This window comes from Mesobacillus subterraneus (assembly GCF_000934845.1).
Classification (GTDB): Bacteria; Bacillota; Bacilli; order Bacillales; family Cytobacillaceae; genus Mesobacillus; species Mesobacillus stamsii.
The window spans coordinates 1-11,815 of record NZ_JXIQ01000083.1 but is presented as its reverse complement, the minus strand read 5'-3'; the positions used below and the strand labels follow the sequence as shown (position 1 = coordinate 11,815).

Annotated in this window: 13 protein-coding genes and 1 tRNA gene; 6 read left to right on the top strand and 8 right to left on the bottom strand. The window is 37.5% G+C overall.

All coding sequences use genetic code 11. From position 1 onward, the window contains the following. A partial coding sequence (locus UB32_RS10560) for an ISL3 family transposase (RefSeq protein ID WP_044393608.1) occupies positions 1 to 450 on the bottom strand: 450 nt, incomplete at its 3' end. A 165-nt stretch (positions 451 to 615) separates the two neighbouring features. On the opposite strand from UB32_RS10560, the gene UB32_RS10555 reads away from it, so the two are divergent. Continuing rightward, positions 616 to 1,119, top strand: coding sequence for a hypothetical protein (locus UB32_RS10555; protein WP_044393606.1), 504 nt, complete (start codon positions 616 to 618; stop codon positions 1,117 to 1,119). A 60-nt stretch (positions 1,120 to 1,179) separates the two neighbouring features. Here the strand turns inward: UB32_RS10555 and UB32_RS10550 are convergent, their stop codons facing one another. After that, positions 1,180 to 2,157, bottom strand: coding sequence for a hypothetical protein (locus tag UB32_RS10550; RefSeq protein WP_044393604.1), 978 nt, complete (start codon positions 2,155 to 2,157; stop codon positions 1,180 to 1,182). Between the two features lie 336 nt (positions 2,158 to 2,493). Continuing rightward, positions 2,494 to 2,682: a helix-turn-helix domain-containing protein gene (locus UB32_RS10545; RefSeq protein ID WP_044393602.1), complete on the bottom strand. Its 189-nt coding sequence runs from the start codon at positions 2,680 to 2,682 to the stop codon at positions 2,494 to 2,496. Between the two features lie 157 nt (positions 2,683 to 2,839). Here UB32_RS10545 and UB32_RS10540 point away from each other — a divergent pair, with 157 nt between their 5' ends. Both UB32_RS10540 and UB32_RS10535 read left to right on the top strand, forming a co-directional pair. Next, positions 2,840 to 3,625, top strand: coding sequence for a hypothetical protein (locus UB32_RS10540; RefSeq protein WP_044393600.1), 786 nt, complete (start codon positions 2,840 to 2,842; stop codon positions 3,623 to 3,625). 23 nt (positions 3,626 to 3,648) lie between these two features. Beyond that, positions 3,649 to 4,821 carry a tyrosine-type recombinase/integrase gene (locus tag UB32_RS10535; protein WP_044393598.1) on the top strand — a complete coding sequence of 391 codons (1,173 nt, stop codon included), beginning with the start codon at positions 3,649 to 3,651 and terminating at the stop codon, positions 4,819 to 4,821. Between the two features lie 69 nt (positions 4,822 to 4,890). Here UB32_RS10535 and UB32_RS10530 read toward each other — a convergent pair whose 3' ends face one another. From UB32_RS10530 to UB32_RS10510, 5 genes are all read right to left on the bottom strand, one after another. Next, positions 4,891 to 5,478, bottom strand: coding sequence for a GNAT family N-acetyltransferase (locus UB32_RS10530; RefSeq protein WP_044393596.1), 588 nt, complete (start codon positions 5,476 to 5,478; stop codon positions 4,891 to 4,893). 435 nt (positions 5,479 to 5,913) lie between these two features. Then, positions 5,914 to 5,985, bottom strand: a tRNA-Val gene (locus UB32_RS10525). A gap of 226 nt (positions 5,986 to 6,211) precedes the next feature. Further along, positions 6,212 to 8,122, bottom strand: coding sequence for a TRAP transporter permease (locus tag UB32_RS10520; protein ID WP_044393610.1), 1,911 nt, complete (start codon positions 8,120 to 8,122; stop codon positions 6,212 to 6,214). A 31-nt stretch (positions 8,123 to 8,153) separates the two neighbouring features. After that, positions 8,154 to 8,690 carry a DUF1850 domain-containing protein gene (locus UB32_RS10515; protein WP_044393594.1) on the bottom strand — a complete coding sequence of 179 codons (537 nt, stop codon included), beginning with the start codon at positions 8,688 to 8,690 and terminating at the stop codon, positions 8,154 to 8,156. Between the two features lie 113 nt (positions 8,691 to 8,803). Continuing rightward, positions 8,804 to 9,799, bottom strand: coding sequence for a TAXI family TRAP transporter solute-binding subunit (locus UB32_RS10510; RefSeq protein WP_084221794.1), 996 nt, complete (start codon positions 9,797 to 9,799; stop codon positions 8,804 to 8,806). 182 nt (positions 9,800 to 9,981) lie between these two features. On the opposite strand from UB32_RS10510, the gene UB32_RS10505 reads away from it, so the two are divergent. From UB32_RS10505 to UB32_RS10495, 3 genes are all read left to right on the top strand, one after another. Beyond that, complete coding sequence (locus UB32_RS10505) at positions 9,982 to 10,704, top strand: alpha/beta hydrolase (RefSeq protein WP_044393592.1); 723 nt, start codon at positions 9,982 to 9,984, stop codon at positions 10,702 to 10,704. Positions 10,705 to 10,803: 99 nt separating this feature from the next. Continuing rightward, positions 10,804 to 11,313: a YjcG family protein gene (locus UB32_RS10500; protein ID WP_044393590.1), complete on the top strand. Its 510-nt coding sequence runs from the start codon at positions 10,804 to 10,806 to the stop codon at positions 11,311 to 11,313. A 6-nt stretch (positions 11,314 to 11,319) separates the two neighbouring features. After that, positions 11,320 to 11,745, top strand: coding sequence for a GNAT family N-acetyltransferase (locus UB32_RS10495; RefSeq protein WP_044393589.1), 426 nt, complete (start codon positions 11,320 to 11,322; stop codon positions 11,743 to 11,745). Positions 11,746 to 11,815: the final 70 nt, after the last annotated feature.

Genomic DNA, 11,815 nt, shown 5'->3' with positions numbered 1-11,815 from the left:
ATCAACGTAGTATTTAAAGACTCGCCAAAGACGGGTATCATGTTCACCAACTTTACGTGCAACTGCTGCAACCGACATTTCCACCATCAATGACAGGACATGATATTCGAAAAGCAAGGAAAAGCCAGATCCTGGGCGTGCCCAATCAATAACAACGGTACGAATTTTTCCGCACGACTCACACTTCACTCTAGGCATTCTTGCGTGAAGTATTGTTTGAAATTGCCAAAAGTCGAGGTGCCTCCAAGTACGGTCTTGATCCTGAATATCATGAACCTTACATCCTGGTGAGTCACAGTTGGGACAGGAAAATTTGGCACCTTTTCTGTATTCAAGATAAATATGAAGTGTTTCTTCCTCTTTGGCTAACTCATGATGAAAAACATACCATGGCTCAGGTATTTCTAACGCTGATTCAAATACATTATATTTTTCTTGGTTCTCTTTCATAAAGCGGTCCACTCCCTGGAATTTTACTTTTTTCTCCAGTATGGACAGCGCTATGAGATTTTATACTAAATACTAAAAAGCGAGGAAGCCCTTTATTAAAGTTACTCTGAATAATTTCACTAATAGAATCTAAGATAATAAGAAAACAAAGGAGCTGATAAAGAGATGAATAAAGAAACGTTCTTTACAATGACAATTGAAGATCGGGTTAAAGCGGTGAATAAAATGTTGCAAGATTACTCATTAAGTGAGATTGCAGAAAAAGTTGGTATTCCATCATCTTCATTTTCAAAAATCATGAGAGAAGGTGACTACCTGTATCATCAAGGTGAGAAAAAGTTCTTTCCGTTTATTCGAAGTGAAAATGATAGAAGGAGTGCTAACACTTCTAAGAAAAGTAATACCAATGACATCACATTCGTGAAAGAAAATATTGATGTATTAAAAAGAATCGTCAATGCCAAAGGTTCAAACGATACACAGCTTATACTTGATGAACGCATTTATGGTAGTAAAGCAACCTATGTAAATAAAAACCTACGCATGAATAAAGAGATATACGAGGACTTCGCAAACTTCTGTAATAAGAATTTCCCTGGTCTTACACTACAACATCTTTGTTCACAGGCGTTGATAGATTTTATCTATAAATATGAAAAGAGCCAATGACGGCTCTTTTTTTGCACTCTATTGATCTTTCACTTTCATGATGCATGTTTAAATTGTTAATTATCGAAGGAATGGGTTTTTTATAAATGTTGGGAATTCACTTTGATTTTTTGGGATAAGGATGGGGTTTATGCCAAGCTCGACAAGAAGATTCATTCTTTTATGAAAGGTAGGGCGTTTCATTGAATTTTTCATATAGTCTATACCATGTTCAGACACCTTTACTAAGAAGGTATCAAGTTTTCGTTTCCATGAATCGGGTAATTCGCTTGCTTTTAGCACTTTTCTTGCTCCATAAATAGTGTAGTAGTCGCCTGAATATAGGAAGGGTTTTGTGTAATTATCCACATATTCTTGGTACAATTCATCTTTCATATATTCCTGCAATTGCTTTGGTCTGAACTTTCCTTTCTCGCTTGTTGCCATATGATTAATGTGTGCTTTTTTGAGTCTTACTTCAAACCTTAACACATCTTTTTCATAGTCTGCTATCGGTTCGTCATTGGAGATTCGCTCCTCCGTTTTATCATAGATACATAGTTCTGTACTGTTTTTTGTTGCATGATACTGAGTTGTTTTATATTCCTCAAATTTGCCTTCTTCTTTGTTCATTTTACCTATGATTTTTTTATGATACCCATGTTTTGATGTGGATTTTTTATACATATGAAATAACGCTTTTCTTTCACACCTATCTGGTATGATTACATCTTTACGATAATCAATTCTTTGCAGAACGTGTTCTTTGTAACTGGAAGAATGTCCAAACAAATATTGTAAAAAGTGTTTTATCCGATGCTCCACAGTTGGATAATCTATTTCCGAAAAGTGTGGGGTTTCAAGTAGTTTTATTAAATCAATAACCGCATACAGTTTCCAAGTACCATTTCCATAATTGTTAATTGATAATGATGTGAAGGCAGGGTATGTCTTCTTAAAGAAACCTTCAATATTCTGGTATTGCATTTCATACTTTAGTTGAAGATACCTAATCTCATGTTGTGTAATGGGGAAAAACATTTTAACTGTGTGGATCAATAACGACACTTCCTTTTGTTTTTATTTGCTGTACTTTAAATTAGTTGGGAATAATAATACGATGTCAAATTACTTGTGAATACTGGTTATTTCTCTTTTACAATAACCCAATAATTTTTCCCGCCCGATTCATATTTATCTCCATCATTAGATACAAATTCATACCTAACGCAAAGGATCTTTTCTTAAATTGAAAGATAACCTTATATCATAGATGGGCGTAAAGAAATTATGAAAGCAATGTGAAAGAAGTTTGTGGGGCTTTTGTAAAGATACAATATTTATTATTCATTACTTGTTTTAGAAGTTGTTTCGAAGGTATTTAAGGGGGAGATTTTATGAGGCATTATGGCATTGTTCTTGCTCGTTCATCCACTTTTGGATAGAACTTGCTTGGAAGCGAATTAATCTTTTCCCTACTTTAAAGTATGGAATTTCACCCTGTTTTACCATGCTATAGACGACATCTGTAGACACTCCTAATAGATCTGCGACTTCTTCTACTTTTAATGGTTTATTAATCATGTTGGTTTCTCCTTTTTTATACACCGTTAAATATTGACTTCAAGGGGTACTTTTGTTATTATTTGATTACAGAGTTATCGTAACAGCAAAAGAAAAGTGTAACAATACTAAAACTGTCGAACCCTGTTTTACCCCTACAAGGAAAGGAGATTATCAAGTGTTTGAAATGAAATGCTTAACGAGATTTGCCGTATTTTCAAAAAAATACGAAGAAGTTTTAGCGAAACAAGTCGCTGATGAAGAATTAGTAGGTGAACCTGCCTGGTATTCTCCGAATGACCTCGTAAGACTTCAACTTTTAAAACCTCAAACAAATAAACGGCTATTCGATCCATATAATCCCTTATTCCACACACCTAACCTTTACCTGGATTTAGCAAAAATAAATAATGATAAAGACCTTATAAAGTTTGTCAACGTTTATGGTTTACCAATGGGTTTATCAGAAGTAACCAAAGAAGGTATTGACGAAACAATAACATTAATTGAAATGGAAACTTTTTACTTCTTTGAAGAGTTAGACGAGTACCAAAAGCTATTAAATTTATGGTATGAAATCATGAATGAAGAACAAGTTTCGCATTACCCTTCATTTCTTGTAAACGGAGAATTCATATCCAATAAAGAGAAGGAATCCAACGAAGTCATCGCAAAGATTTTAAATCATAAAAAAAGTTGGAAAGAAACTATAGAATATCTTGATGGAATCTCATTATGTGTTAGCTTTCGGAACCTGTTGGAAGTCGCTTATTTTCAACTTACTTATGCCATTTTAAATAGAAAAAGTTTAAGAAAGTGTATGGAATGTAATGCGATATTTGAAGTAACACATGATTCCCAAAAATTCTGTCCAGCAAAAAGAGGTGTAAAGAGAAGCACCTGTGAAAACACCCATAAAATACGCAAAAGAAGACAAAAACAAAAGCGAAATAATACTAACTAACAAAGAAAGGATCTGTTGATGTTATGGCGGGAAACGGAACATTTTCTAAAACAGGGAAAAACAGCTATCGACTTGAATATTACAATGGTGTCGATGAAAACGGCAAACCTAATCGTATGCGGAAAACGGTTAGAATTGAAGCGAAGAATGAGAAGGAAGCAAAGAAGAAGGCTAATCAAGAGTTGATAAAGTTCGTTGCAGAAATTGAATCCTCACACTATATAAAACCACAAAAAATGATCCTAAAGGAGTTCATTAATGATTGGCGGGAAGAGTACGCCCTAAGAAACCTCTCACCAAAGACCCTCGAACTTTACGAATTACATCTTCAAACAAGAATTATTCCAAAGTTTGGACATTTACAATTAGAACAGATTAAACCATTTCAAATAACACGTTTCCTAAATGATTTATTGAAAGATGGTGCAAGATTAGATGGCACACCAGGAGGATTAAGTAATTCGTCATTCAACTATATTCGAAGAATTATAAAAAATATTTTTGAAAGAGCGGTAGAATGGAAGTTCATCAAGGAAAATCCAGTTATTGTTAAAAAGGAAACAGAAACAATTGGTTCAGGAGACGCCTACACCAAGGAGGAAATAAAGGCATTATATAGATGCCTGCCACAATTAGAGCTTAATTGGAGGCTGTACTATAGTGTTGCTATTTCTTGCGGTTTAAGAAGAGGAGAGCTTCAAGGGCTTCAATGGGAGGATATAGACCTTGAAAATGGAATCCTATATGTATCTCATTCTTTGGTACACTTAAAAGAAGGTGGATTCCTACTAAAAGATTCGAAGACAAAGGGGTCTATTCGTGAAATCACATTACCTTCAAATTTGATTCAACTCTTTAAAAATTACCAAGCACAGCGATTTAAAGAAAAAGAATTACTACAAGACGAGTGGCAAGGTGGTAAATACTTCTTTGTATTTGCTAACGAATTTGGTCTACCCTACTATGAATCTTATCCAAGAACAAAATGGATGCGATTTTTAAAACGAAATAAACTTCGATATATCCGACCACATGACCTTCGTCACACATCAGCCACTTATTTATTGTCACAGGGAATAGACCTTAAAACCGTAAGTGTTAGGTTAGGGCATTCCACTACAAGAATTACGGCTGACATCTATGCTCATAGAACAAAAGAAATGGATCGTTCAGCATCAGAATTGTTCAGTTTCTAATTAAAAGTCACAAGAAGACCTTCAACTTGCGTTGAAGGTCTCTTTTGATACTTTATTGACAATATGCCTTTAAGTCAACATTTTTTCGAAACAAATACATTCATGGACTCTGTTAAATTTCCCCTTAATGCTTTCTTTCTCTACTCCTACATAATGTGCAAATGTATGAACAGGATACAGTTCAGGAACTTCGCTTTTAATATTTCCTTTTAGCTCCTCCCCACCATCCAAATAAACGTGTAAGTACGATTCAACATTAAGGAATCCACTCTTTTCGTACCAATTATTTACCCATTCATCATCTCTTGTCCATGCTTCTAAACGATTTAATCCCTTTTCTTTTGATAACTGTTCAGCTTTCTTTAGAAGAAGTGTGCCAATTCCTCTTCTACGAAAATCTGGATGAACGGCTATATGCCAAATCATTCCTCCAAGACCTGTTCCTCTTGAACAAACAGTCCCTTCTTTGGCTTCATATTCAATATCTAATATCCCAACAATTTGTTCTTCTTCTACTGCCACCAATTCTATTGATGGATTATCATATTTTTCCTTCTCTTTCAAAACATTATCAAAATATGCTGTATCAAGAAATGATAATACTCTACAACGCACCCAACCGCTTTCATCACTTGGATTATACTCTCTAATTTCCATAGTTGTCTCCTCTTTCAATTGAATTTGTTTAAATTAAGTTGTTCAGAGGGGACTCTTTCCAAATAAATAAAGACCCTCGTATAAACACGAAGGTCTTAATAAGTAAATTGAAATTAAATTACATTTCCTTATTGAAGGGGAAAGAGCCACCGTATTTATTTAATGAAAATATACAATTTAAAGTTTTCATATTAATCCCCTCCTCTTCCTTTTATTCCCTTGCAATTTAACTTTATATAATATTCAGACAAAAGTAAATACTTTTTTATTCAATTTGTATAAAAAGAGAAACTTTAAATGTTTTCTGTTAATCAGTAGACGTTTTCGCACATTTCACCCCGATTTCACCCCGACTTCATAAATATTGATGATAATGATTTATTATAGAAGAACGAAAAAGGCACACGCCAAATTATGGAATGTGCCTTAAAGCTATGATCTGAGAGGGATTCGAACCCCCGACCCCGTCCCTGTCAAGGACGTATTCTCCCGCTGAACTATCAGATCGTAATATGTGAGTGTTTCCCTGTCAAGGTAGCGCTCTCCCAGCTGAGCTAAGGAATCGTGATAATTTTGTCCTGCTTGATGAGGACATTTATTACTATAAACTGAATTCAGCATCGTGTCAACATATTTTAGTGTGAATGGTTCTTGAAAATATCTTTTCGATTATGCCTGCAGAACGGAAGAATGAGAAAAAAGAAGCCCCATAAAAGCGGACTTCTTCTCAAAATTAACTTGCTATACTTGCCTTAGGGGTATTTTTTCTCTTGCTCAGTAATTGCAAGGCAATGATTAAAATAAATGAACCAAGACCAATAATATCGGAAATTTTCTCTGGATAAATTAGCAGCAATCCGCCAATCATTGCGATAACTCTTTCATACCAGAATAGATTCCTTAACCAATGTCCTATAATACCTGCTCCAATTAATATCATTCCTGATAACGCAGTTAAAACTACCCAAATCAACTCATACCACGTTGTATCTATCATCAGCATTTGAGGTGACAAAACAAAAATGTAAGGAATAATGAAGGCAGCAATTGCCAGTTTTGATGACATTACTCCTGTTTTTAAAGGTTCCCCACCCGATACACCAGCTGCTGCAAATGCTGCGAGTGCTACAGGGGGCGTAATATCCGCGATAATTCCAAAATAGAAAACAAATAAATGTGCTGATAAATCCGGTACTCCAAGCAAGATGATTGCCGGTGCTGCAATGGTAGAAGTGATAACATAATTTGCAGTTGTTGGTGAACCCATCCCCAGAATTAGGGAGGCAATCATAGTAAAGAACAATGTTGGGATCAATGCTCCTCCAGCAAGATCCAATAGACCATTTGCAAGCTTCAACCCAAGACCTGTTTTCGTTACAACACCTACAATAATACCTGCTGAAGCCGTTGCAGCTACAACACCAAGTGCCGAACGCGCTCCATCTACAAGAGCCGCTATTATTCCTTTGAATCCTATCCGTGTTTCTTTTCTAATCGCACTTACCACTACGGTAATCAAAATACTCCAAATAGCTGATCTCATAACGCTCATGCCAGTTAACATCAAAACCATGATAGCCACAATCGGAAAGAGCAAATAAAGCTTGGAGAAAATTTCTCTCCGTCCAGGAATTTCATCATCCGTTAAGCCTCTAAGCCCTACTCTTTTTGCTTCAAAATGGGTCATGATCCAAATTCCGGTAAAATAGAGAACAGCAGGGATAGTTGCCGCTTTTGCAATGTCCCAATAAGTGATCCCGCCGCCAATAAATTCAACCATTAAGAACGCAGCTGCGCCCATTATTGGAGGCATTAGCTGACCACCTGTTGAAGCAGAAGCTTCTACAGCACCAGAGAATTCCTTTCCGTACCCCAATTTTTTCATCATTGGAATAGTGAAAGCTCCAGACTGAACAACGTTTGCAACCGAACTTCCGCTAATTGTTCCTTGTAAAGCACTAGAAAAAATCGCAACCTTCGCTGGTCCGCCAATTCTCTTTCCGGCAATAAACACGGCAAGATCATTAAAATATTGGCCGACACCTGTTTTTTCTAGAAAGGATCCAAACAATAAGAATAAAAAGATGAATGTGGACGAAACACCTAACGGGGTCCCAAGAATCCCCTCGGTTGTAAAGAACATCGTTTGAATCAAGCTGTCAAAATCCAATCCACGATGTGCCAGGAATCCAGGCATATAAGGTCCATATACTGCGTATGCCATGAAAAGAGCGGCGATTACCATGATTGGCAGCCCCACTGTTCTTCTGGTAGCTTCAAGAACGAGCACGATTGCAGCAAGCCCAATAGAAAAATCAACTGGTGTAAGTCTCCCAACCCGATTTACCAGCTCGTCTATCATTACAGGCCAATATGCACCGACCACCACTGCAAGCAAAGCTAATAGGATGTCAAACCAGGTAACTTTATTTTTCGAAAGGTTTTTTTTACGGGCAGGAAACAACAGAAAGATTAGTGCAAGCGCAAATCCCAAATGGATCGATCGCTGAAGCTGTGCTGTTAATACACCAAATATAGAAGTGTACAGCTGAAATAGCGAGAAGGTTAACAACAAGATAAATACAATTGTCCCGATTATCCCTTTTAATTTCCTTGAAGCAGCTTCTGGATCGTATTTCTCCATCAGTTCTTGCTGCTGTTCTAGCGTTAATGTATCATGGTTCGTTGTGCTCAAGGATATTCACTCCTCTTAATTGCTGTAGTAAGTTTATTTTTTCCACTTGTATTTTGACGCTTGTCCCAGGTTCAATTGCTTTTGACAACGGAAAAGATAAATTATCTTGAACAAAAGTATGATTCGCGCGAACTTTTCCGACACGCAGGATGAAATTATCAAACCTTCTGTTCATATTTTTTATATAATATTTGCCATCCTTCATTTCAAAGCTTTCCCCTTCTGCTGGTTGGGATGGCATTCCGATTGCAAAGTCTTCGTATTCTAATTCATATTGGCGAATTTCCCTTTGCTCCGTAATTTGATAGCTTTCTATCACATCTGAAAGGTGGATGGAATGCGTATATTTTATCTTGAAACGATCGCCCTCTGAGATTGGGATAAAACACAGGATTTCCTCTCGCTCCGGTTGAATAAAAACAAGAGCTGTTTTATATGGTATGTAAAAGAAACTGAACGCCAATAAGAGAAAGAGGAACACTAGAATGAAGAGAAATCTCTTCCTAAGTAATTTCATTTTCTTCCGCCTCGCCCGTCTGCTATCCATTTACGAAACTGTACGAACATCAATCAAAAAAAGGGACCGGACAGAGGAACCTTGAAAGTTATTGTCCGGTCAAAGTCTATTTATTAATTAGCAGCCTTGATTCCCTTTTCGTCAAAATATTTCTGAGCTCCTGGGTGAACATCGATTCCTACACCATTCAGAGCGTTTTCTGGGTTAATTTGTTTTGCTTTTGCATGTTGAACCTTATCCAAATTTTCAAAGATCGCTTTCGTGATGTCATAGACAACTTCATCAGAAAGTCCTGCTTTTACAACAAGCATTGCCTGAACTGCAACAGTCGGAACCGCTGCACTAATTTTATACGTTCCGCTACCAATTTCTTCTTTAGTGTAATATGGATATTTCTCGATGAGTTTATCTGCTTTGTCAGCATCCACTGGTACAATCACAACTTTGTCTGTAGCAGACAATTCTTCTACCGCTGCAGTAGGATGACCCGCAGTTACGAACGCTGCATCAATATTTCCATCTTTGATGCCATTAACTGATTCATCGAAGCTTAAATCTTGCTTTTGAATGTCGTCAAGAGACATACCATACACCTCAAGGATTTGCTCAGCATTTGCTGCTGTACCAGATCCGGGAGCACCGATGGAGATTTTCTTACCTTTTAGGTCTTCAACGGTCTTAATTCCTGTTTTTTCTGTCGTTACAATCTGGATCGTTTCAGGATAAAGGGTGCCAATTGCTTTGATATTGTCTATCGCATTTCCTTCAAACATTAATTTCCCTTCTGTAGCATAGGATGCAATGTCCGTTTGGGTGAATGCGATTTCTCCTTTATCGTCTTTAATACTCTGCATGTTTTCTGCAGAAGCTCCAGTTGTTTCAGCATTTGTATCAATTCCAGTTGCATCAGAGACAATGTTGGCAAACGCGCCGCCCAATGGGAAGTATGTACCACCTGTCCCGCCCGTTAGGATGCTCATAAATTTAGGTTTTTCTTGTGTTTGTCCCTCGCCGCCGCTCGTTTGGGTAGAACCGCCCCCACATGCTGCAAGCGTCATGGAAAGAACAAACGTTAGCACCATGTACAAAAGAAATTTCTTTTTTACCACATTATTTCCCCCTTATTATATAGAATATTCAATATAATCTTAACATAATTATTCATGCTTTTGTCAAAGAAAAAATATTTGAAATTAACTCTACCTTTTATGGCCTGAAATGCTTTTTTCAACTACCTATGTTAAAATCGAACTGAAAGTTAGTGCAATTTGATGAATTGGGAGGTAAGCAAATGGAGTTTCCTATTGGTAAAATGGAAGAAATAACTTTTCAAAGCAAAGAGCTTGGGGAAGAACTGAGTTTGCTTGCATATCTGCCTGCCAATTATTCCCCATTATATAAATATTCCTTACTGATCGCACAGGACGGCCGAGATTACTTCCAACTAGGCCGAATTGGCAGGATTGCCGATGAACTCCTGGGCAAAAATGAAATCGAAAAAGTCCTTATCATTGGAGTCCCCTATCATTCAGTAGAAGACAGGCGACAAAAATACCATCCACAAGGGGAAAAGCACCACGCCTATATTCGTTTTCTGGCTCATGAGCTTATCCCATATTTGGATGAACGATATCCAACTTACCAAATGGGCATGGGGCGCGCCTTAGTCGGAGACTCACTTGCTGCAACCGCTTCCTTGCTAGCGGCTATCCAGTATCCACATACTTTTGGTAAGGTTCTGCTTCAATCTCCTTATGTGAATGAGGAAGTACTTTTGGCAGTTAAAAACTTCCATACACCTGAGTTGCTAAATATATACCACACGGTCGGCGAACGGGAGACAGTGGTTCGAACATCCTCCCCGGATAAAGATTTCCTAACTCCCAACAGAGAGCTTTCCAGGATATTTAAGGAGAAAGGCTTTGGCTATTTTTACGAAGAATTCAGCGGCGACCATACTTGGACCTATTGGCAACCCAACCTCAAACGAGCCATGAAAACAATGTTTTCTTGATGAATGCTTCTCTATATAATATATTTCGAAAATTTGTTATAATGAAGGACAATCATATTTTCGGGTTGCTTAACACTATCATGAAACGGGGGTTTTTAGATGAAATTCGGTATTGTCATTTTTCCATCAAAGAAAATCCAAGATTATGCAAATTCATTAAGAAGGCGGTATGATCCACATTATGCATTAATCCCGCCGCATCTTACATTAAAATCGCCATTTGAAGCAACTGAAGAAGAAATTAAAAATGTCGTCCAAAAAATCGATGCGATTGCCAGGAATTTTAATCCAGTCTCTCTAAATATTACAAAGATTGGTTCTTTTAAACCGGTAAATAATGTAATATACCTGAAGGTGGAATCACCTGAAGATTTAGTCTCCCTCCATTCTGAACTTAATTCAGCATTCGAAGGAGACCAGGAGTATAATTTTGTGCCGCATATCACCATCGGACAGAATATGTCAGATGATGAGCATTCGGACGTGTATGGTTCTTTGAGGATGACAAAAGTCCAATTCGAAGATACTGCTGATCGCCTCCATTTGCTGTATCAATTGGACAATGGTTCGTGGACAGTTTATGAAACATTCAGGCTTAGAAAGGAATAAAAAATCGTGGAAGTAAAAATAGTTACGAATGAACAAGAATTAGCAGATGCATTTGAAGTGCGCAGGACCGTTTTCATTCATGAGCAGAATGTTCCGGAAGAAGAAGAAATTGATCAATACGAATCCGACTCTGTTCATTTCGTCTTATATGACGATCACCAAAAAGCAGCGGGTGCAGGAAGATTCCGTATCCTTGATGGAATCGGAAAGGTCGAGCGAATTTGTGTTCGAAAAGAAAATCGCAAATCTGGAGCAGGTATCGCCCTCATGAATAAAATCGAGGAATATGCGAAGTCTCAGAGCCTGTCAACCTTGAAATTAAATGCACAAACACACGCCCTTCCCTTTTACAGCAGGCTTGGGTATGAAACAGTTTCAGAGGAATTTATGGATGCCGGTATCCCGCATAAAACAATGAAAAAATCGATATAATAACAAAAAGCGCAAGCGCCTCGAACAGCCCCGACAAGCGCTGCCCGCCTAAAAAGCCACGTCCTGTGGC